General features: G+C 46.8%; 24 protein-coding genes. All 24 read right to left on the bottom strand.

Going from position 1 to position 22,640, the window contains the following annotated elements:
• Positions 1-95 precede the first annotated feature (95 nt).
• Complete coding sequence (locus tag ACKKE8_RS13515) at positions 96-1,565, bottom strand: spore germination protein (protein WP_409178587.1); 1,470 nt, start codon at positions 1,563-1,565, stop codon at positions 96-98.
• Complete coding sequence (locus ACKKE8_RS13510) at positions 1,519-2,133, bottom strand: stage V sporulation protein AE (protein ID WP_409178586.1); 615 nt, start codon at positions 2,131-2,133, stop codon at positions 1,519-1,521. Before ACKKE8_RS13510 ends, ACKKE8_RS13515 begins: the two co-directional genes overlap by 47 nt.
• 29 nt (positions 2,134-2,162) lie before the next feature.
• On the bottom strand, positions 2,163-2,513 hold the full coding sequence (gene spoVAE, locus ACKKE8_RS13505) for a stage V sporulation protein AE (RefSeq protein ID WP_409178585.1): 351 nt from the start codon (positions 2,511-2,513) through the stop codon (positions 2,163-2,165).
• Entirely contained in the window at positions 2,513-3,538 is a 1,026-nt protein-coding gene (gene spoVAD, locus ACKKE8_RS13500) for a stage V sporulation protein AD (protein WP_409178584.1), read from the bottom strand. The genes spoVAE and spoVAD overlap by 1 nt, the downstream gene beginning before the upstream one ends.
• A 13-nt stretch (positions 3,539-3,551) precedes the next feature.
• A complete protein-coding gene (spoVAC, locus tag ACKKE8_RS13495; RefSeq protein WP_409178583.1) occupies positions 3,552-4,037 on the bottom strand; it encodes a stage V sporulation protein AC in 486 nt (161 codons plus the stop codon).
• A gap of 81 nt (positions 4,038-4,118) precedes the next feature.
• Complete coding sequence (locus tag ACKKE8_RS13490; protein ID WP_056492665.1) at positions 4,119-4,538, bottom strand: stage V sporulation protein AB; 420 nt, start codon at positions 4,536-4,538, stop codon at positions 4,119-4,121.
• Entirely contained in the window at positions 4,535-5,149 is a 615-nt protein-coding gene (locus ACKKE8_RS13485; protein WP_409178582.1) for a stage V sporulation protein AA, read from the bottom strand. Before ACKKE8_RS13485 ends, ACKKE8_RS13490 begins: the two co-directional genes overlap by 4 nt.
• A gap of 193 nt (positions 5,150-5,342) precedes the next feature.
• Positions 5,343-6,098, bottom strand: a complete 756-nt coding sequence (gene sigF / locus ACKKE8_RS13480) for an RNA polymerase sporulation sigma factor SigF (protein ID WP_409178581.1) — start codon at positions 6,096-6,098, stop codon at positions 5,343-5,345.
• A gap of 11 nt (positions 6,099-6,109) precedes the next feature.
• A complete protein-coding gene (gene spoIIAB, locus ACKKE8_RS13475; protein WP_007724107.1) occupies positions 6,110-6,559 on the bottom strand; it encodes an anti-sigma F factor in 450 nt (149 codons plus the stop codon).
• Complete coding sequence (spoIIAA, locus tag ACKKE8_RS13470) at positions 6,559-6,909, bottom strand: anti-sigma F factor antagonist (RefSeq protein ID WP_007724108.1); 351 nt, start codon at positions 6,907-6,909, stop codon at positions 6,559-6,561. The genes spoIIAB and spoIIAA overlap by 1 nt, the downstream gene beginning before the upstream one ends.
• A gap of 147 nt (positions 6,910-7,056) precedes the next feature.
• Positions 7,057-8,241, bottom strand: a complete 1,185-nt coding sequence (locus ACKKE8_RS13465) for a D-alanyl-D-alanine carboxypeptidase family protein (RefSeq protein ID WP_409178580.1) — start codon at positions 8,239-8,241, stop codon at positions 7,057-7,059.
• Between the two features lie 143 nt (positions 8,242-8,384).
• On the bottom strand, positions 8,385-10,457 hold the full coding sequence (locus ACKKE8_RS13460; protein ID WP_409178579.1) for a methyl-accepting chemotaxis protein: 2,073 nt from the start codon (positions 10,455-10,457) through the stop codon (positions 8,385-8,387).
• A 181-nt stretch (positions 10,458-10,638) separates the two neighbouring features.
• Positions 10,639-11,598, bottom strand: a complete 960-nt coding sequence (locus tag ACKKE8_RS13455; protein WP_007720691.1) for an ABC transporter ATP-binding protein — start codon at positions 11,596-11,598, stop codon at positions 10,639-10,641.
• A 14-nt stretch (positions 11,599-11,612) separates the two neighbouring features.
• On the bottom strand, positions 11,613-12,602 hold the full coding sequence (locus ACKKE8_RS13450; protein ID WP_409178578.1) for an ABC transporter ATP-binding protein: 990 nt from the start codon (positions 12,600-12,602) through the stop codon (positions 11,613-11,615).
• A 14-nt stretch (positions 12,603-12,616) separates the two neighbouring features.
• Entirely contained in the window at positions 12,617-13,534 is a 918-nt protein-coding gene (locus ACKKE8_RS13445; RefSeq protein ID WP_409178577.1) for an ABC transporter permease, read from the bottom strand.
• A 6-nt stretch (positions 13,535-13,540) separates the two neighbouring features.
• Positions 13,541-14,473 (bottom strand): ABC transporter permease, encoded by a 933-nt coding sequence (locus ACKKE8_RS13440; protein WP_409178576.1) that lies wholly within the window; start codon positions 14,471-14,473, stop codon positions 13,541-13,543.
• 249 nt (positions 14,474-14,722) lie between these two features.
• Complete coding sequence (locus ACKKE8_RS13435) at positions 14,723-16,381, bottom strand: ABC transporter substrate-binding protein (protein ID WP_409178575.1); 1,659 nt, start codon at positions 16,379-16,381, stop codon at positions 14,723-14,725.
• A 114-nt stretch (positions 16,382-16,495) separates the two neighbouring features.
• On the bottom strand, positions 16,496-16,966 hold the full coding sequence (locus ACKKE8_RS13430; protein WP_012686077.1) for an Lrp/AsnC family transcriptional regulator: 471 nt from the start codon (positions 16,964-16,966) through the stop codon (positions 16,496-16,498).
• A 330-nt stretch (positions 16,967-17,296) separates the two neighbouring features.
• Entirely contained in the window at positions 17,297-18,604 is a 1,308-nt protein-coding gene (locus ACKKE8_RS13425; RefSeq protein ID WP_409178574.1) for a pyrimidine-nucleoside phosphorylase, read from the bottom strand.
• Positions 18,605-18,628: 24 nt separating this feature from the next.
• Positions 18,629-19,438 (bottom strand): purine-nucleoside phosphorylase, encoded by an 810-nt coding sequence (locus ACKKE8_RS13420; RefSeq protein ID WP_409178573.1) that lies wholly within the window; start codon positions 19,436-19,438, stop codon positions 18,629-18,631.
• A 61-nt stretch (positions 19,439-19,499) separates the two neighbouring features.
• On the bottom strand, positions 19,500-20,672 hold the full coding sequence (deoB, locus tag ACKKE8_RS13415; protein WP_409178572.1) for a phosphopentomutase: 1,173 nt from the start codon (positions 20,670-20,672) through the stop codon (positions 19,500-19,502).
• Between the two features lie 119 nt (positions 20,673-20,791).
• Positions 20,792-21,679, bottom strand: coding sequence for a site-specific tyrosine recombinase XerD (gene xerD, locus ACKKE8_RS13410; RefSeq protein WP_047068893.1), 888 nt, complete (start codon positions 21,677-21,679; stop codon positions 20,792-20,794).
• A gap of 93 nt (positions 21,680-21,772) precedes the next feature.
• Complete coding sequence (locus tag ACKKE8_RS13405) at positions 21,773-22,012, bottom strand: YqzK family protein (RefSeq protein WP_047068892.1); 240 nt, start codon at positions 22,010-22,012, stop codon at positions 21,773-21,775.
• 156 nt (positions 22,013-22,168) lie between these two features.
• Positions 22,169-22,633: a Fur family transcriptional regulator gene (locus ACKKE8_RS13400; protein WP_007720739.1), complete on the bottom strand. Its 465-nt coding sequence runs from the start codon at positions 22,631-22,633 to the stop codon at positions 22,169-22,171.
• Positions 22,634-22,640: the final 7 nt, after the last annotated feature.

Here is a 22,640-nt window from a genome sequence, read left to right as displayed (position 1 = left end):
GTTGCCATACAGAAACTTTTGTTCGTAAGGCTTCCCTACAATTTACTACAAGGCTGTGCGTTTGACAATGGGTGAAGCCATCCGTTTTCAGAATATTATTGCCGAGAGGAATTTTGCGCGCGAACGATACTCGGCCTGTTGTTTTTGCTTGGCACAGCCAGCCGTACCACAATATCCTTCATCCCTTTGTAGTTGAATGGAATGAACGGCCATAAGTAAGGCGTATTGAGCGAACGGGTGGAAGCCAAGAAAATCAGGATGAGCGTAAGTCCGATCATCAGTCCCGGTGTAGAGAAAAAGCCCACCATGAGAATCAGAAACAAGCGCATAAGCCGATTGGCCAAGCTCAACTCATAACTGGGAGTCGCATACATCCCGATTGCCGCTACTGCCAGATACAAGATAACCTCCGGTGCAAGGAGTCCTACCTTGATCGCCACATCCCCTACCAGAATCGCCGCCAATAAACCTACGGCAATCGAGAGCGGCGCAGGAGTATGGATGGCGGCCATCCGCATCAAATCCAAACCGACCTCAGCCATTACGAATTGTGCCAAAATAGGAATGCTGCCCATCTTTTTGATTCCTAGGAAGTGAAGCGGCTCCGGTATCATGGAAGGGTGCATGACCAACAGTAGCCAAATCGGCAAAACAAAAACGGAAGCAAAGATTCCCAAAAAGCGAACCCAGCGCAGATAAGCACCAATTACCGGGGTTTGTCGATACTCCTCCGCGTGCTGTACATGATGAAAATAAGTGGCGGGTGTGATCATGACACTTGGGGATGTGTCTACATAGATCAATACATGCCCTTCCAACAGATGAACTGCTGCCACGTCAGGACGCTCGGTATAGCGTACGAGCGGGAACGGATTCATCGTCTTCCCAATGATAAATTCTTCGACCGTTTTTTCCGCCATCGGTATTCCGTCTATCTGGATATTTTGCAGACGCTCCTTCAATGTGCAGACCAGCTCTTCATTCGCCACATCCTGCAAATAGGCGACGGCGACATCCGTTTTGGTGCGTTCTCCAATTTGCATGATTTCGAAACGGAGCCGCTCGTCCCTAATCCTTCGTCGCGTAAGAGTCGTATTGGTTATCAGGACTTCCGTAAAGCCGTCATGAGCTCCCCGAACGATTCGCTCCGTATCTGGCTCCTGTGGTGAACGATTTGGCAGGATTTTGGCATCGAGAATGATCGCGTGGCGAGATCGGTCAATGATTAGTCCTACTTGACCGACGAGCAATTTGTCCATGAATTCGTCTGTCGTTTCCACCTTGCTGAGCTGAAAGAAAGGGATGAATTTGTGGAACAGCTGGTCGAAAGCGTCGTCCACCAGCTCCCGGTCACGTACATCATTCAACTCACGCATGATCTGCGAAATGAGCAAGCTTTCCGCGAAGCCGTTTATGTAATACAACAACATTCGTGTATGACCCACATAAAAATCATGGACCCCAATATCAAAGCTCTTACCAACACCAAGCCTGTCGTTCAAATACTCCTGATTCTCTTCAAGATAAGTCGAGATGGGATGCCGTTTTTCCGTGACCTGTGCCATGAGCGCCGCTCCTTTCCATTATCCATTGCACCGCTCTCGTTGTGATGGGACAACCGTTTTGCAAACTATCCCTGCCTTCCATTTTGCCTATATCTCCAATGCCGATGACATTTGGTATATGCAGGGAATTTAAGATGTCTACGGTATCTCCATAAATATGATGCTGAAGTTGCTCGTCTGCGTACCCATCCTTGTCCACCGCTTCGTCTACAATTTGTCCTTGGTTGTTTACGGAATAAGCGACCGTCGCACCCTTGACCCAGTGTGTATTCGAGGCTACTGCAATCGCACCGATTACTTCGATATCAGGATGCTTCACCACGTATTCGAGTGCTCGTTCCCCTCTACCCTTCCCGTAATCTCCGTTGTCATCAAACATGACGATGACAGGATCATATGGTGTCATTTTAATTAGTTCGACGATCTGATTCCCTCGTAGTGGAGTGGGATTCCCGGCAGACAGCGATATACATCGACCACCAAATTGCTTGGCAACATTCTCGATAACTTTTTGGGCAATATGATCTCCGTCTGTCACCAATATGACTTTCCGGCGTACTGCGTCCATGCTGGGTCACCGCCTTTTACTGCCTGGACTTACCCTTTAGGTTTAAAGATGAGTGAGGCAAAAAATCCGAATGCAATCGCAGCCGATATACCCGCACTCGTGACTTCAAAAATCCCCGTTACCACACCGATCAATCCATGTTGTTCAGCCTCGCTCATAGCTCCATGGTACAAAGAATGACCGAAGCTCGTGATCGGTACAGTTGCTCCTGCGCCTGCGAAATCAATAAACTTGTCATACACGCCGATAAAATCGAGAAATACTCCTGCCACGACCAGCGTACTCATGACATGGGCAGGCGTTAGCTTGCCAACATCCAGAAGGAGCTGACCCACTACACAAACCAATCCCCCTACGACAAAAGCAATCAGGTACTCCATCATTCTCCTCCTTCAAGTGCAACTGCATGGGCAATGCACGGTATCGAATTGCCCTGCTGATAGCTTACCGGGCTTAAAAGGGCTCCCGTGGCACAGACCAACACGTTTTTCAGTAACCCACGGTTGAGCTGATCCATTATGTAGCTATAAGTGACCACTGCACTGCTGGCACAACCGCTCCCGCCTGCAAATACATCCTGATCGGGTGAGTAAATCATCAATCCGCAATCATTGTAGACTTGATCCATGTCGTATCCGTCTGTCAACATGAGCTCCTTTAGAATCGGAAACCCGACAGCTGCCAGGTCACCAGTCACGATCAAATCATAGGATTGTGGGGAGCGCCCCGTATCTTGAAAATGCGTCTGGATCGTCGAAGCAGCTGCTGGCGCCATAGCCGTCCCCATGTCAAACGGGTCTTTAATCCCCATGTCCACTACTTTTCCCATCGTCGCATACGTAATGCGCGGACCATTTCCCCCTATCCCGACCAATCCCGCGCCGGCTCCTGTCACTGTCCACTGAGCACTTGGCGGCTTTTGGCCTCCGTATTCCGTGGGATAACGATACTGCCTTTCCGCTGTGGCATTGTGACTACTGCAAGCAGCAATCGCCCTGCTCGCATAACCTGCGTTTACCAAAGCCGCCGCATTTGCCAATGTCAGCATCGAGGTAGAACAAGCTCCGTACATACCCAAAAGCGGAATCGCCACCTTTTCAGCTGCAAAGTTGGTGGTGATATTCTGATTCAACAGGTCACCCGCGAGAATGATATCCACATCCTTGCCCGTGATCCCCGCCTTTTGCAGCAAGCTGTTGACTGCATCCTCCATCAACTGACGTTCGGCGTCTTCCCAAGTCTGTTGGCCAGCATACATATCGTCGTGGATCTTATCAAACAAGTGCGCCAGCGGCCCTTCTCCTTCTTTTGGTCCCACAGCAACTGCTGAGCTTTGCAAGCGAACATTCTGATCGAAGTGCCAGGTTTGCCGACTGACTCGTTTCACTGGTTGATTGTTTGACACCGACAGCCCTCCCTTAGAAAAACATGTTGATCAGGCTCTTTAATATTCCCGCAATGAAAGCAGCAACAACCCCAAATACAATGACCGAACCAGCCAGCTTAAACATATTTCCCCCAACACCGAGTACATACCCTTCGCTCCGATGTTCGATGGCAGCAGAAGCTATCGAGTTGGCAAAGCCTGTAACAGGTACGGCTGATCCAGCTCCGGCATACTGCCCGATATTGTCATACACACCTAAACCTGTCAGTAAAACGGATAGAAAGATAAGCGTCGCAACGGTGGGATTGCTTGCCGTTTTCTCCGTAAATCCGAAGAAGGTAATATACATATTTTGAATGGCCTGACCCAACAAACATATGGTCCCTCCTACCCAGAAAGCACGAAACGAGTTAAGTAGAACATTTCGTTTGGGCTGGAACTTGGAAGCCTGCTGTTGATACAGCTGTTTGGTCATCTGCATCGATTCGGGTTTTTTGGATTTTGTTTTGGTTGCCATGCCCTTTCACTCCCTTTGTAAGCTTTCTTCCTGTATCCTTCCTTTTTCTAAAGATGCCTATGAATAGTGGTATTTACCATTTCACAGATGGAGCAGCCATTGCAATAAGGAACCTGTCACTTTCCCCAGCACCACTGCCATCAACAGAAAAAGAAGACTGCCGTCCATGTGGATTCGCTTTGCTAATATCGGAAAGACGTTCAGTACCTCCGTTAAGCCTGCGGCGAGTGTCCCTACAAATATCCCTGCAAAGATCCCGTAAATCGAAGAAACGATAACGGGCAAATGAGCACCCCAATGAAAAAAATCAATGAACGTAAAAAAAAGCGCTCCTGCCACCAAGGCCCATTCCAGCGAGCGGATATATCGATGAGCATTCGTTAATTGTGTCAACCTTGGAATAATGTCCAGAACGGTAATAAACGCGACCAGCCCGCTCCCTACTGCAAGACCTCCACCCAGCCCGATCAAAATAAGTAACAAGCATTTGATGACGCTCATTTCTTCGTCCGTTGGTTTTCCTTGTTTTCATTTTGTATGTAGTATTGATCCAGGCTTTGCTGATACATAAACAATTCCACTTCTAGCGGACTAGGTTCCTCGTTGATTTTTTTCTGGAAGATATGATTAAAAAACAGAATCATCCCCAAGCCGATCCCAATGGAGTAAGGGATTTGCATCCACAAAGGCTGATGGCTTTTTTCACCTGTAATCAAATAGTAAATTCGTTCGTGAACCTGCATCATGCTGACATCGGTATGGAAATTCATGATCGCCAGTCCTGAGCCAATGAACAACAAAAGCCATACCATCGCCACCAAAATCGGGTTCGATTTCTTACGTGGATTGAGTACTTCCACAATGATTTGGGGAGCACCCTGGACGTCCAGTTCCACTTCGGGATAGACAGAACGCAGCCTTTTAATCACCTGCATAATATCGATTATGATCAAATTGCCATCCGTTGGCTTTGTCTGGTAAATGGGCATCCGCTTTAACGCTTCCTCGCGCTCTCCATCCCAGTAAAGCTGGCAAATGTCCCCAAGCGTAATCATAGCTTGTGGCTTTACGGCCAATCGCTTTCTCAGGCGCAGAAACAACGCGTCTTTCATGGTACCTTCCCCTTCCATCACATACCTGATTATTCGCTAGTATGTGCCGAGCCACAAAACCCATGCAAATAAACGGAAATGATCGTTTATTTGCCGACCGCACACGGTCACATTTTGTTTACTGAAAAACATCGAGAGGTTTTACACAAAACAAAACACCCCAGCCACATAGTGACCGGAGTGTTTGCATCTGTTAATGCTCAATTTGGTCTTTGATCGTTTGCAAAATGCGCTTCTCAAGGCGCGATACCTGTACTTGCGAGATTCCCAGCCTCTCCGCTACTTCCGACTGCGTCTGATCCTTGTAGTAGCGTAGGTAGACAATGAGTTGTTCCCGCTCGGTCAATCGACTGATCGCATCCTTGAGTGCAATTTTTTCAAACCATTTGTTGACCCCTTCATCCGCAATCTGATCGATCAAAGTAATGGGGTCCCCGTCATTTTCAAAAACCGTTTCATGGATGGAAGAAGGTGCCCGATTCGCTTCTTGCGCAAACACGACTTCTTCTGGCGTAATCCCCACCGCGTCCGCAACCTCAGCAATCGTGGGTGCGCGACCGAATTGCTTGTACAGCTCATCCTTTGTTCGTCGTACCTTATTGGCTGTTTCTTTGAGTGATCGACTTACCTTGACTGTACCGTCATCGCGTAAGAAGCGTTGAATTTCTCCAATAATCATCGGTACAGCATAGGTTGAGAATCGAACATCATAGGAGAGATCAAACTTGTCTATGGCTTTCAAAAGGCCAATACAACCGATCTGAAACAAATCATCCGCTTCGTATCCACGGTTGATAAAGCGCTGGACGACGGACCAGACCAGTCGAATATTGCTGTTGACTAAAAGCTCTCGTGCCTCAGTGTCTCCAGCTTGGCTTTTGGCGATTAGCTCTTTCACTTGGTCATTGGTCAGAAATGGTTGACTCGCGTTTTTGATATCGGCACCCATAGGCACTACCCCTAATTTTGCAAGGCTTTGGCAAACGCTAGGCGTTTGGTGAGGCGCACAGTTGTTCCTTTACCCACAACTGTTGCCACTTCCAAAGAATCCATGAAATTCTCCATAATCGTAAAGCCCATTCCAGAGCGCTCAAGCTCCGGTTTCGTCGTATAGAGTGGCTGCATGGCCTGCTCCACATCCTCAATTCCTCGTCCATTGTCTTCCACAATCAAATCAATGCTGTCCTCTTGAATTCGCACAGAGATCTGTACCACACCCTCTGGGTTTTCGTCATAACCATGAATAATGGCATTCGTAACAGCCTCGGATATAACGGTTTTGATTTCTTCCAGCTCGTCCATCGTAATATCGAGTTGGGAAATGAAGGCTGCAACTGCTACACGTGCGAATGCTTCATTTTGGCTCAATGCTGCAAACGACACTGACATAAAGTTACGCTGTACCATCATTACGCCACCCCCAGAACATGCAAAGCATCTGCTTCGTTTTCGCGAAACTTGATCACCTTGAATAACCCGGACATCTCAAATATTCGATAGATCGTAGGATTGATCGAGCAGACGTACATTTCTCCAGATCGGGCAGAAATCTGCTTGTATCTTCCCAGAATAACCCCGATACCAGAGCTGTCCATAAACGTCAAATCAGCCAGACTCAGGACAATATGGCGTATAGTAGAGGTACGCAAAAGATCATCTGCCTTTTTGCGCAGCTCCTCTGCCGTATGATGATCCAGCTCCCCCTGCAAACGGATCACTAGCACGTCCTGCCGTGTCTCCATCGCAACTCGTAAACTCATAGCTGACACACTCCTTCTCCCTTGATAGAAACTCTCTTTCTTCCTCGACGAAACCAATTCCTGCCAGCCGACAAAAGAACAAAAAAATCGAGCAGCCGCGCCATTCCATTCGGGGCAACTCGATTCTTTTCGCGCTCATGCTGTCTGTCAGTAGCTAATCAAAACGCTCTTGGTGGTTCGCTTGAGAATCTCCCACATGTTGGCTTTATCTACCTGATCTTCGGGAAACAGATCGATTCGGTTTACTTCCTTGCCATCTTTCGTGCGGATGAAAATGTGCCCGATTACTTGGTCCTTTGCTATCGGTGCGTGAACCGCCTCATTGATGACAATTTCCTTCTGGAAGGTATCGGCCGTTTCTCCTTTTTTCATCAACAAACTAACTGCATGTGGTGTCACCGCATTGATTTGCGATTTCTGACCTTTATCCACAACGAGTGTGCGAACTGCTTCTCCCTTTTTGTACATCGGCATCACCTGAAAGTGCGTGAATGCGTAATTGAACATGGTCGATACTTCGTTGTTGCGCGTTTTCACATCAGGCTCACCCATGACGACTGCAATGACACGCATGTTGTTGCGTTTGGCAGTCGCTGTTAAACAGTATTTCGCTTCGCCTGTGTACCCTGTTTTCAAACCGTCCACCCCTTCATAAAAACGGACCAGCTTGTTCGTATTCACAAGCCAGAAGGGGCTCTCGGTATCTTTCCGCAAATAGTCTTGGTACGTACCGGTGAACTTCGTGATACCTTCGTGTTTTAAGAGCTCACGTGACATGATCGCAATATCTGCTGCCGAAGAGTAGTGATTCGCGGCAGGAAGTCCATTGGAGTTGACAAAATGCGTATTTTTCATGCCGAGCTGCTGTGCGCGTTCATTCATTCGCTCGACAAAACTCTCTTCTGTCCCAGCCAAGTGCTCAGCCATCGCTACAGAGGCATCATTCCCAGAAGCAATCGCAATCCCTTTCACCATGTCCTCTACTGTCATTTCTTCACCGGGTTGTAGAAAAATTTGCGACCCGCCCATCGATGCTGCTCTTTCACTTGTTCGTACCTTATCGGTAAACTTAAGCTCTCCCCGCTCCACCGCTTCCATGATCAAAAGCATGGTCATTACTTTGGTGATACTGGCGGGTGGCATTTTTTCATTGGCGTTCTTTTCATACAAGACTGTTCCCGTATCCGCTTCAATCATCACTGCGGATGAAGCTTGTGGGGCAAAATGATTGTCACCCTTTTGCTGTCCAGCCTTTTCTTTGGCAATAGCCATCGGAGAAAAGATGGTAAAGCACATAACGAAGCATAGAGCGAGGTATCCATTCCGTTTCATAGCAGTCTCTTCCCTCCATTCATGGTTTTATTCTCACCATCATGAAAGGAAAATATTCACACAAAACGGCAAGATTATCTTCTCGAAAGCACGTCCGGTTTCACGAAAAAATCCCTTCCGCTACTAGCAGAAGGGACCCTTTCTTAAATGACGAATCGGCTCACATTTTGAGTTAGCTCATCCGCCATTTTTTTCAATTGCTCTACGTTTTCATTAATGCGTGCAATCGAATTCAATTGTTCATCCACTGTCTCTACCACACCTGAGATGGATTCACTAATTTCATCCGACATGGTGGCGAGACGCTGCATGGAGTTCGTCACAACCTGATTACCCGCCGCCATCTCTTCCGATGTCGCTGTCATCGATTCGCTCTGCTCTGCTGCCGATTGAATCTCTGCCACGATATTTTGGAAAGCAGTACCCACAGACTCTACAGACTGCAAGCCTCCACTCACCATGGTAACAATCTCGTCCATATGCTCGCTCATATCCATTGCTTCATCATTGATCGAATGGGCAATGGCAGCGATACGTTCAGAGAAGGAGCTGCTTTCCTCTGCGAGCTTACGAACCTCGCTGGCTACAACCGAGAAGCCTCGTCCAGCATCTCCAGCACGGGCAGCCTCAATAGCTGCATTCAGCGCCAACAAATTCGTTTGCGATGCAATACTCGTAATCATTTCGACGATGCTCGTAATTTCACGAGCCCGCTCACGAAGACTGTGCATTTGCCCAGCAGTACGTTCTACCTCGCCAGTGGCACGTCTTACTGTATTGATTACGTTTTCCACTAACTCCATTCCGCCTTGCGCTCTCTCAAACGTACGGGTCGTGGCAACCGATGTAGATTCCGCAGCCACAGCCACCTGTTCAACGCCTTCCGATATTTCCGAGACGGTATTGGCCGTTGCTTGCACTTCATTCGTCTGGGTAGAAACGCGTTGGGCAATCGTTGAAATATTATCCGTAATGACGTTGATGGCTCCTTTGTTTTCTTGCGCAAAGAGAGTCAGCTCATCTGTCGCTACGTTCAATTGTGTAGCTTGTCCCTGTACAAGGGCAATCAGCTTGCGCAGTTCAGCCGCCATGTCATTCATTTTGCTGCCAACCATAGCCAGCTCGTCATTGCCGTTTACTTTAACGTTGATATTAAAATGTCCGGCGCCGATTTGATCCATATCCCTTGCTATCGCGTACAGAGACAGGCGAATCCGCTTCGCAAACCACCAGATCGCCCAAACCGAGAGTCCGATGATTGGCAGGCTGAAGAGCACGAAGTACAGCCACATTCCGTCTACTTCACCATACACCTCGTCGGTTCCAGTGGACAAAACCACATTCCATTTCAACATCGGGATTGGTGCAAAAGCTGCAAATGAATCAATTCCATGATCCGAGTACAATAAGCTGTTGCTTGTCTCATGCTTCATCAGGGCAAGCATCTCTTCGTAATCTTTGTCACCAGCCAGCACGAGCTTGTTGTTGTTATTCGGATTTTGATGAGCCACAACCAAACCATCTTGTCGAACAACAAATGCGTAGCCATTCTCCATGAAAGAGATCTCAGGAATCTTTTGAATCATTTGGTCAATCGTAAAGCCAACAACGAACAACCGGCTCGTATCATCAGCCTTTTCCCCTATGGGTGTCGCAATATAAAGAAAACTCTTGTTGCTGCCTTCAACAATTTCTTCATCAGAAATGACCAAGGATTTCGTAGTTAGTGCTCTTTGGAAGTATTGCTTTTGCTTGAAGTCAATCTCATTTGTCCCGGTCAAGGAATACAGGGATTTCCCAGTAGCCGTGTCGATCAAATAGATTCTGGATACTTCTTTATGTGCCTGGCGCAATAGAGTAAACTGCTCCATGATAAGCGGCTGCAGCTCTGTCATCATCACACGTTTGGTTGCCGCCGATTTTGTGGAGTTTACAATCGCTTTCAAGTCATCTTCCATGCTATTCGCATGCTGGTCAGCCAGCATTTTCGCCTGGTTAGAGGTAATGCTAAACAACGTTGATTTCGAGAAGGAAAGGGCTATGTATTGCAAAGAACCGATAATAATAAGTACAAGAATTAGACCAAACACAATCATCTTTGTAGCAAGAGAGCCTTTTAGCTTGTCCGTTGCTACTTGGCTAGTCAGGTTTACTTTTTTTATGAGATTCGAAATTCCCTCCTTCTTTTTCCATCGTGGCGACAAAAATTTACTCATGCTACTTGCCCCCTTTATCACTGCTACAATTTTCCAGTGCAAGAACCCCGAAAAAATACCCCTGAAAAAAACTTCCTCTGGGTAACAATACCCATTTTTTTCAGAGGTAAAACCTCCCTTATGAAGGGAAACGAGTTCCGGGCTGCACGAGTAGCCTCGGAACTCGTTATTTGTAGTTGATTTAGTTATACAAATGACAGGCTGCGAAATGTCCTGGCTCTACTTCTTTCCATACAGGTACGGATGCAGCACATTCCGGCATCGCTTTCGGGCAACGCGTACGGAAATGACAACCGCTTGGTGGATTCATAGGGCTAGGTACATCGCCTTGCAATACAATGCGCTCACGGTTACGCTCAATTTCTGGGTCTGGAATCGGAATCGCAGACAACAGCGCTTGCGTATAAGGATGGAGCGGCTTTTCATACAAAGCATCACTTTCTGCCAGCTCAACCATTTTACCCAGGTACATAACCGCTACACGGTCGGAAATGTATTTTACCATGGACAAGTCATGAGCAATGAACATGTAGGTCAAGCCCATTTTTTCTTGCAGCTGTTCGAGCAAGTTTACAACCTGTGCTTGTACGGATACGTCCAAAGCAGAGATCGGCTCGTCACACACGATGAATTTTGGCTCTACTGCCAATGCACGGGCAATTCCGATACGTTGGCGCTGACCACCTGAAAACTCGTGTGGGAAGCGGTTCATATGTTCAGGATTCAAGCTCACCAAGGAAAGGAGCTCCTGGATGCGCTCTTTGCGCTTTTGACCAGTCGCCAAGCCATGAATATCCAGCGCCTCGCCAATGATATCCCCGACTGTCATACGAGGATTCAAGGATGCGTAAGGGTCTTGGAAAATCATTTGCATGTTGCGGCGCATCGCCTTCATTTCCTGCTGGTTCAAATTCATGATGCTCTTGCCTTCAAACAGGACGTCCCCTTCAGTCGCATCATACAGTCTCAAGATGGTACGACCGGCAGTGGACTTTCCACAGCCTGACTCTCCTACTACGCCCAATGTTTCTCCACGTTTGATCTCAAACGAGATATCATTCACAGCTTTCAGAGTATTATCGCCAATCGAAAAGAACTTTTTCAGATTACGTACTTCAATCAAATTTTCACGTTTATCCACTGATATCCCTCCTTCTACGCACGGTTCTGAGCAAGCGGATGCTGAAGCCAACAAGCTGCTCGCTGAGTGGTGCTGATGTCGTTCAGCTCAGGATCGATCTCTTGGCACACGCGCATCGCAGATTCGCAACGCGCAGTGAATCCACAGCCAGCTGGCGGACGCAGAAGGTCTGGCGGTGTACCGAAAATCGGTGTCAGTGGCTCGTCACGGTTCAAGTCAAGACGTGGTACCGAGCGAAGCAAGCCTTTGGTATAAGGGTGTTGCGGATTGTAGAAAATATCGTCAACAGTTCCAGTCTCGATCACTTTTCCTGCGTACATAACAATTACGCGTTCACACATCTCAGCAACAACACCAAGGTCATGTGTGATCAAGATAATGGAAGTGCCCGTTTTCTTTTGCAATTCTTTCATCAGGTCCAAAATTTGCGCCTGAATCGTTACGTCCAAAGCTGTCGTCGGTTCATCCGCGATCAACAGCTTCGGTGAACAGGCGAGGGCGATCGCGATCATCGCACGTTGACGCATACCGCCAGAGAACTCGTGTGGATATTGCTCCACACGTTTCTCAGGTTGCGGAATACCAACCATGGTCAACAGCTCAATGGCACGATCACGTGCTGCAGCTTTCGACATGTTTTGGTGTTTGATCAAGCCCTCGGTAATTTGGCTACCGATGGTCATTGTCGGGTTCAAGGAAGTCATTGGATCTTGGAAGATCATCCCGATATCTTTACCGCGGATCGATTCCATTTGTTTTTTCGACTTCTTGACGATATCCTCGCCATTGAAGAGAATTTGCCCTTGTTTAATTTCACCTGGAGGCATTGGAATCAGCTTCATGAGGGTTTGAGCGGTTACGGATTTACCGCAACCGGACTCCCCTACAATCGCTACAGCCTCTCCACGGTTGACGTGAAAATTCACACCGCGGACTGCTTTTACTTCACCTGCATACGTATGGAAGGATACATGCAGGTCTTTTACATCAAGAATGCGTTCCATAACGACGTTCCCTCCTATTTACGCAGGCGTGGGTCTACTGCATCGCGCAGACCGTCACCGAACAAGTTAAATGCCAAGATGGTCACGGAAATAAAGATTGCCGGGAATGTCAACCGCCATGGATAGTACTTCATGGCCGGCAAGCCCTCATTGGACATCGTACCCCACGATGCAATCGGTGCCGAAACACCTAATCCGATAAAGGACAAGAAAGATTCTGCGAAAATCGCGGAAGGTACAGTCAAGCTCAACGTTACGATGATTGGACCCAAAGCATTAGGAATCAAGTGTTTGAAGATCAGACGGTTGGCGTCAGCACCAAGGGAGCGCGCTGCCAGTACAAACTCTTGGTTTTTCAATTGAAGGATCTGACCACGCACAATCCGGGCCATACCGATCCATCCCGTTATCGTCAAGGCAAGAATTATCGTTCCAACACCAGGCTCTAAAACAACCATCAACAAAATTACAACCAGCAGGTAAGGAATCGCAAACAAGATATCTGCGAAACGCATCATCATTTCATCTACTCTTCCACCATAGAAACCGGCGATACCGCCCCAGATCACACCAATGATCAGGTCAATGAACGCTGCGGCAAGACCTACTTGCAGTGAGATACGTGCTCCGTACCAAATACGCTCAAATACGTCACGACCTAGGTCATCTGTTCCAAACCAATGTTCAGCAGACGGCTTTTTGTTCTTGCCAGCCAGATCCGTCGTAAAATAATCTTGGGGAGTTAGCCATGGAACCACAATGGCACATACGATCAACAAAGCAATGAAGATCATAGAAATCATTGCGACTTTATTCATTTTCATACGACGCCAAACGTCAGACCAGAAAGAGAGACTTGGGCGCTTGATTGATTCCGCTTGACGAAGGTCAACGGAAATTGGCTCGAAATGTTCTTTAGTCAAGTTTTGCACGTGTCATTACTCCTTTCCTGCGTCCGAAAGTTTGATCCGTGGGTCTACCAAGGTGTATGCGATGTCAACAATCAGAATCATCACAACTAGGATCATGGAGTAGAACACGGTCGTACCCATGATTACCGTATAGTCGCGGTTGGTAATGGACAAAACGAATTCGCGACCAAGACCAGGAACACCGAAAATACGTTCAATAACGAATGCACCTGTCAAAATACCGGCAATCAGTGGACCCAGGTAAGTAACAACTGGCAAGAGCGCATTACGGATTGCGTGTTTTACAGTAATGGTAAAAGTATGCAACCCTTTTGCTTTTGCTGTCTTGATGTAATCTTGCCCCATAACTTCAATCATATTGGAACGCGTCAAACGCGCGATAAATGCCATCGGTGATGCGGCGAGTGCCAATGATGGAAGGATGGTGTAGTCAAATCCTTCCCATTTCGCGATTGGAAACCAGCCCAAATTAATAGCGAAAATGTATTGGTAAAAGGACGCCAAAATAAAGCTTGGTACCGATAATCCCAAAACGGCGATGACCATCGCTGAATAGTCTTGCCATTTATTATGGTTTAGCGCTGCGATAACCCCTAGCGTAATCCCACCAAAGATAGCGAGCAATAAAGCTTGTGCTCCCAAGTGAGCAGAAACTGGGAAACCACGATTAATCATGTCATTAACAGTTGAAGATTTCTCCGTAAACGACGGACCGAGTTCCCACGTTACAACACCTTTCAAATATTCAAAGTATTGTTCGTGCAACGGCAGGTTCAGCTTGTACTTTGCCTCTAGTGCTGCCTTAATTTCCGGCGGGACCTGCTTCTCGGATGTAAATGGACCACCTGGTACTGCTTTCATGATGAAGAAGGTGGCCGTTACAATTAAGAAGAGCGAGATGAGCATAAAAATGATGCGCTTACCGAGATAACGGATCAACTAACTTACCCCCTTGGTAGATTTTTGATTGCTTTCACGTCCCATGTTTACACTGCGGAACGCTGCCGACACAGTGTAAAAATCGGCTGTGTAAATAACCCTTAGATCTCTTGCAGTAAAGCTTCTCTCTCTATTTTTTCCTTGCTGGCAATCATACCAGCTGGTATTTATGGGAAGGGCTTGCATAGCAGAGGGTATATGCGCAACCATATACCCTCTGCCGCAAATCCCGTTTCCTTCGTTATGAAATTACTCGATGTATGCGCCTTTCCAATCCACGTCACCCAGGCCAGTTTGGTGAACGCCTTTCACTTCTGGCTTCTGTACCCAAGATTGTGTGTAGAAGTAAATTGGCATGATTGGCATTTCATCCATCAGGATTTGTTCTGCATCTGCCAAAATTTTCTTACGTTTCTCGAGGTCAGATTCCTGAGCGGATTGGTTCAACAACTCTTTATATTTTGCATTTTCCCAACGCGTATCGTTGTTGCCACCCATTTTATCCTTGTAGAGCTCCAGGAAGTTGATTGGGTCATTGAAGTCACCCAGCCAGCCCATCCGTCCAATCTGGAAGTTACCCTCATGCATATCTTCCAGGTAAACTTTCCATTCTTTGTTCTCGAGTTTTACATCTACACCGAGATTTTTCTTCCATTGGTCTTGGATGGCCTCAGCAATCTTCTTGTGAGCCTCAGATGTGTTGTAGGACAAGGTAATCGGTGGCAGCTTGCTCATACCAACCTCTTTCAGTCCCTCTTCCAAAAGCTTTTTCGCATTTTCTAAATCTTTGTCTTTGAAATAGCCATTTGGATTCAGCACCATGGATGGAGGAACAGCGCCTGTTGCCGGGATTTGACCCGTTTGGAGAATGTTGTCGATCAAGGCTTGGCGATCGATCGAGTAAGCAAATGCTTTTCTTACTTTAATGTTATTAAATGGCGGCTTTTCGGTATTGAACTTGTACCAGTACGTACCAGCGATTGGATTGGTTTGAATCTTGCCTTGCTCTTTCAATGCTGGAATCGCATCTGTTGGCAAAGCACTCATAGGTGCGCCAGCCCAGTCGATTTCGCCATTTTCGAACATGGAGAGCTCTGTATTTTCGTCTTCTACCATGGAGAATTCGATTTTGTCGAGCTTTACATTGTCTTTATCCCAGTAATTTTCGTTTTTCACGAGCACCATCTTGCTCTTGTGCTCCCAAGATTCGATTTTGAAAGGTCCGTTACCGACGTGCGAACTTGCTTCGGCTGCCCACTTCGGATTTGCATCAAGTACTTTTTTGTTAATTGGGAAGTAGGTACGGAATGCGAGCAATTCCAGGAAGTATGGGGTCGGATTCTCCAGCTTTACTTCCAACGTCTTATCGTCAAGTGCCTTCACGCCTACTTCATCAAGCTTTGCTTCGCCCTTGTTTGCTTTTTCACCATTCTTCACGTAGTACAGCTGATATGCGTAGTTGGAAGCTGTTTTTGGATCGAGAGCACGCTTCCAAGCATATTCAAAGTCATGTGCTGTCACAGGGTCACCGTTGCTCCATTTCGCTTCTCTGATTTTAAATGTGTAAGTGAGCTTATCATCAGAGACTTTATAGCTCTCAGCGGCAGCTTCATGTGGCTTATCGTCGGTACCAATGCGGGTCAAGCCATCAAAGGTTGCCAAGATAATCGCGCCTGAAGTCGTGTCCTCTGCGAGCCCTGGATCAGTTGTCGGTGGCTCGGAGTGCAGGTTCATCTTTAAAACTTGTGGCTTCTTCTCAGCAGCTGGTGTTGCAGGCTGTGAAGGTGCTGGCGTCGCAGGTGTTCCTCCTGCCGGTGGAGCGGCAGCTGGTTGACCTCCTCCGCACCCTGCCAGGGCGGTTCCTAATACAGCAATCGAGCTCACAAGTGCAAACACATTCTTTTTCAACGCAATAACCCCCAGTACGTTTTTCTTTTTTGTCTTTTTTCTGAAAATAAAGGACGAAAAAAAATGAAAACTACACGAAGCTGCTTGACTTCGGCTGGAAGGCATCAACCCCTTTCATTGCAGGGTCACCTCGTCGTCTTGAACGAAAGAGAAGGTGTCTTTGTACTGCTTCAGTTCCAGTGAAACGTCCGCAGCTGCAATTCCTTCAATTTGAGAGAGTCGTTCATTGACAAAGGTGATCAGCTCATCATTACTATGGAAACACGCTTGAATAATCAAGTCGTGCTTACCGCTATAAGCGCCTACAAAGCGTACTGCAGAAAATTTGCTTAATTTTTCTGCCACTTCTTTCTGCAAGCCTAGCTTTGTGGTTAACCCGATGATAGCCTGCACATGTAATCCTAATTTCTCTGGATCGGGTTGTATTACGAATTGGAAGACTCCGTCTTGCAAAAGACGAGTGATGCGCGATCGAATTGTTCCTTCGCTCACGCCTAGTTGATGGGCGATTTCTGTATATGGGATACGCCCATCTTCATGGAGGATTTGCAGAATCTGTCTGTCGACATGGTCCAGCTTTTTCATAAATACGATTTTCTGGGAACCTCCATCATTTTTTTACGAATTTCGCAATAATCTTTTACAAACAGTCTAATACAATAAAAGTAATCGGAAATGATAGCGGTGTCAACGAAATTTGACAAGTAGAATTATAAAACTTTATAAAGTCAATCCGAACAGTAAAATATTTTTTATATAATAAAAAACGACTTATATCTTACTATTGAATATGAAAAACTAGATTTAATCAACAATATTTTTTCGAGAAACTGTATTTTTACTCATAAAACAAGGCGTGCTCATGTGCTGTGCACGCCTTGTTTTATTTGATTGATCAACTAATATCCAGATGTTCTATGCTTCGATAATTTTATAAATCAACGGTTGTTCTCCGTCGATTGCCGTCGAAATTTGGAAGGCACCTTCCATTTCTTTCAACGCATTTTGCAAAAGATGGTCTTCGTTGGCATGGATGGTGACCAAAACTTCTCCAGCCTTCACCTGATCCCCGCGTTTTTTGTGCAGAACAAGACCTACTGCCAAGTCAATTGCCATTTCTTTTGTCAATCTGCCAGCACCCAAGACAACAGAAGCATGACCGATCGCTTCCGCATCAATCGCGCTTACAAAGCCGTCCTGTTCGGCTGTAACGGTATGCATGATCTTTGCTTGCGGCAGACGAGCCAAATCATAGACGTCCTGCTTATTGCCGCCTTGAGCCTCTACCATTTCCGCCAGTTTATCCACTGCTTTTCCTGAAGCCATCAGTTCTTCGAGCTTCTTACGGCCTTCTTCCACATTAGTAACAAGCCCACCCATAACAAGCATGCGGGAACCGATAGCCAATACCAGCTCGGTCAAATCGCGAGGACCTTTACCTGCAAGTGTCTCCACCGCTTCTTTCACTTCCAGTGCATTGCCCACAGCAAAGCCAAGCGGCTGGTTCATATCGCTGATGACCGCCACTGTTTTACGTCCTACTTGGCTGCCGATTGCAACCATCGCATTTGCTAATGTTTCTGCCTCTTCAATGCTTTTCATGAAAGCGCCCTTCCCTACTTTTACGTCAAGCAGGATGGCATCTGCCCCAGCTGCAATCTTCTTGGACATAATGGAGCTAGCAATCAACGGCACAGCCTCTACAGTAGCTGTCACGTCACGCAGAGCATACAGCTTCTTGTCGGCAGGTGTCAGGTTGCCAGACTGCCCGATTACGGACACGCCAATATCACGCACCTGCTGCAAAAATTGCTCGCGTGTGCGTTCTACTTCGAAACCTGCGAAGGACTCCAGCTTGTCAATGGTGCCTCCTGAGTATCCAAGACCTCTTCCAGACATTTTTGCCACAGGAATACCTGCTGCCGCAACCAATGGTGCAACAACAAGAGTAGTCTTGTCACCTACTCCGCCTGTACTGTGCTTGTCTACCTTGATTCCTTGCAGGGAAGACAGGTCAAGCTGTTCGCCTGACCCTGCCATTGCCAAAGTTAGATCCCCTGTCTCTCTCGCAGTCATGCCACGGAAAAAGACTGCCATTGCCCATGCGGACATTTGGTAGTCAGGAATGCTTCCATCTGTATAGCCTGTCACCAGAAATTGAATCTCTTCTGTTGTCAGTTCTCCGCCATCACGTTTTTTGGCGATCATATCGACCATACGCATTGTTAATCCCTCCGAATCCGTTACTTACATTTTGGCTACGATACCGTTTACCAGAGCCAGGAATTGCGATTTTACCTTTTCTGTTGTTTCCATTACTTCATCATGGGACAGAGGTTGTTCCAAAATACCTGCTGCCATGTTGCTAATGCATGAAATACCGAGCACTTTCACACCCATGTGTCGTGCCACGATTACTTCTGGTACAGTGGACATCCCTACAGCATCCCCACCCAACAAACGAAGCATACGGATTTCTGCAGGAGTTTCATAGGTAGGACCTAACAGACCTGCGTATACACCTTCACGGAGCTGGATTCCTTGCTCGGACGCAACTTCGTGAGCCAGCTTGCGGAGCTGTTTGGAATAAGCCTCAGACATATCTGGGAAACGTGCTCCCAATTGTTCATCGTTTGCCCCGATCAATGGATTGCGGAACGTCATGTTGATGTGATCGGAAATCAGCATCAGGTCGCCTGGATTGTAGCCTTCGTTAATTCCTCCGGCCGCATTGGTCACGATAATGGTTTCTACGCCGAGCAGCTTCATGACACGGATTGGGAAAACAACGGCATCCAGACCATGTCCCTCATAAAAGTGGAAACGTCCTTGCATCGCAACGACTTGCTTACCTTGCAGCTTGCCAATCACAAGTTGTCCTTTATGGCCGACAACGGTGGACATAGTGAAGCCAGGGATTTCATGATAAGGAATGATCACCGGATTTTCGATTTCATCTGCCAAAACACCCAGTCCTGATCCGAGTACGAGACCAATGGTCGGTTTTTCTGTTAGTTTCGGTTCGATATATGCTACTGCATCATGGAAATTTGCCATTTTCAACTCTCTCCTTTTTTGTGTTTCTTCTATTATATAAATGTTTATTTTTACTTAACCTTTATAAATGATTAAGGAAGCTCTTCCCAATCACTGGAGCAGTTACCCCAAAATTGTCTGCGATGGTCGCACCCAAGTCTGCAAATGTCTCACGGATGCCCAAATGTGCCCCAGCTTGAATACCCTTGTGATAGACAAGCAACGGAACGTATTCTCTCGTATGGTCGCTGCCATGATGTACAGGATCGTTACCATGGTCTGCTGTGATTACCAGCAAATCATTTTCTTGTAGCGCTTCCAAAAGTTCTGGAATACGAGCATCGAACTCCATCAAAGCCTGACCATACCCTTCTGGATCGCGGCGATGACCGAACTTCGCATCGAAGTCCACGAGATTGACAAAAGAAAGACCCGTAAACGATTGTTTCATCGTGCCCAGAATTTGATCCACACCGTCCATGTTATCTTTAGTACGGATAGATTGGGTAACGCCCTCTTCTGCGTAGATGTCGCCGATTTTGCCAATTGCAATCGAAGCAAGGCCAGCATCTTGCAGACGATTCATGACTGTCGGAGAAAATGGCTTCACGGAATAATCGTGACGATTTGCTGTACGGCTAAAATTGCCTGGCTGTCCAACAAATGGACGCGCAATGACACGAGTAACGGCGAATTCATCACGAAGCGTCAACTCACGAGCTACCTCACAAATATGGTACAGCTCTTCAAGCGGAACAACCTCTTCGTGCGCTGCCACCTGGAATACACTGTCTGCAGATGTGTAGACAATCACTGCCCCCGTATTCATATGCTCTTCGCCAAGCTCGTCGAGAATGTCTGTCCCAGAAGCGACCTTGTTCCCGAGCACCTTGCGGCCAATACGTTGCTCAAATTCCGAGATCAGCTCTTGTGGAAATCCATCTGGATAGGTGTTAAACGGAGTAGATACATGCAGACCCATGATTTCCCAATGACCAGTCGTCGTATCTTTCCCCATGGAGATTTCCTGCATTTTTCCATAATGGGCCATAGGAGTGGCTACTGGCGCAACGTTTTGGAGTGGTGCTATATTTCCCAAACCTAATTTTTGTAAGTTGGGCAATGAAAATCCTGCAACACGTTCCGCAATATGACCTAAGGTGTTCGCTCCTGCATCATTGAACTTAGGCGCATCAGGTTGTTCGCCAATCCCTACGCTGTCCATGACGATCAAAAAAACTCGTGAATACTGCATCTTAACGCCTCCTGTTTACCAGTCATTCGAGTTCCATAATCAAGTCGTCAGACGTCTGACCTGATTCAGAAAATTTTTCTCCGCCCGACAATCAGGCGGAGTCGATCGTTTTTTCATACTCATGCTCGCGGATGCGTCTTGGCATAGATGTCCTTAATCCGCGTTCTGGTCACATGTGTGTAAATCTGGGTGGTTGAAATATCAGCATGCCCAAGCATCTCTTGAACAGAGCGCAAATCGGCTCCATTTTCCAGTAAGTGAGTGGCAAAAGAATGGCGAAGCGTATGGGGTGTAATCTCTGCACGGATGTTTGATTTTTGGGCATATCGTTTAATAATTTTCCAAAAACCTTGCCGTGTAATTTGTTTGCCCAAGTGATTCAGAAATAATGCAGTATCGCCAGTTCCTTTTACCAGCTTGGGGCGCCCTGCCTGCAAATAGTGGCGAACCATTTGAATGGCAACCGAGCCTAACGGTATAATTCGCTCTTTTGATCCTTTTCCCAAGCATTTGACAAAACCCATATCCAGATTCACATCAGCACTATCCAGATTGACTAACTCCGAGACACGAATGCCTGTCGCATATAAAAGCTCAAGCATCGCCTTGTCCCGCAGCCCGGCAGGATGATTGACAGGAGGACTTTCCAAAAGACGTTCCACTTCCTCAACAGAGAGCACTTTCGGCAAGCGTTTCTCGATCTTCGGTGTTTCCAGATGAATGGATGGATCTTTATCTATGTATTTATCCCGAATGAGAAACTGATAAAACGCTCGTATCGATGCCATATTGCGAGAAAGCGTTGCTGTAGCACGTCCTTTTTCCCGTAAAACAAGCAAGTAACCAATGATGTGCGTCCGAGTAGAATCCTCTATTCGAGCAACACCTTGCTCCTGTAAGTACGAGGTAAAGGCCACCATATCCCTTTGATAGGATTCCAGGGTATTTCTCGATAACCCTTTTTCCACAGTCAGGAAATGAATAAACTGATCAATCAGACTGTCCATGAAGCTGTCCCCTTCAGCTGATAAGTATCTTGTATTGCTTTCCACAAAGAAAAAGAAACTCCTGCTTCTCCAGATAAAAAACTAAAACTTGCATTACTCTCCCGTTAAATAAAAGAGCTGAAGTCGTGCGACATAACCGTCAAAATCCTGTGCCTGAGAGGTATTGATGACTTTTACTACCTTCACCGCATTCCCATGAGGTTCATGATATGGGTTTGCCGGGAGAAATTTGTCCGCCAGCAAGGTAATGATGCCGTAGGAGAGCAAGGTGCAGGTAATGAAAAGAAGCAAGAAACGAAGACCCTCCATCAAGCGGCGATAAGAGACCTTCATCCGTGAGCCTCCTTACAGACTTTCTTTCATTTATATGCACTTGTCCCTTGCTCCATTCGAATCGATCCTCTTTTAGGATTCCACAGGAATAGGTCTGCCATTACAAAAGCTCCCAAGGAAAAAAGAAAAACTTCTCCGTTCCCAGAGAAGTCGACTTTATTTGAAGTCCTCCACGTTCACTTTATCTACACAACGATTGCAGATCCCGTAGAAGGTCAATCGGTGGTCGGTAATATAAAAGTTGTAAACATTCTTGACTTTTTCTTCTGCTGTGACAAGCAGATCTTCAAAAATTTCATCCACCGTACCACAATTGAGGCAAATGAGGTGATGATGGTGATAGGCAGCATTATCATCACGAAGATCGTAACGAGCTACGCCATCGCCAAAGTTCATTTTATGAAGGATCTTCAGTTCGCTCAACAGCTCTAATGTCCTGTATACGGTAGCAAGCCCGATTTCCGGTGCTTTATCCTTCACCAACAAGTAAACATCTTCCGCGCTCAAGTGATCTTCTTCATTCTCCAACAACACGCGAACAGTGGCTTCACGCTGTGGTGTCAGCTTGTAGTTTTGTGAATGCAACTGCTGCTTAATTTTCTCTAATTTTTCTTCCAACATTAATGCC

The organism is Brevibacillus fortis (assembly GCF_046196545.1).
Classification (GTDB): Bacteria; Bacillota; Bacilli; order Brevibacillales; family Brevibacillaceae; genus Brevibacillus; species Brevibacillus fortis_A.
Note: the sequence above shows the minus strand (reverse complement) of the source record. Positions and strands in the feature narration are given on the sequence as shown.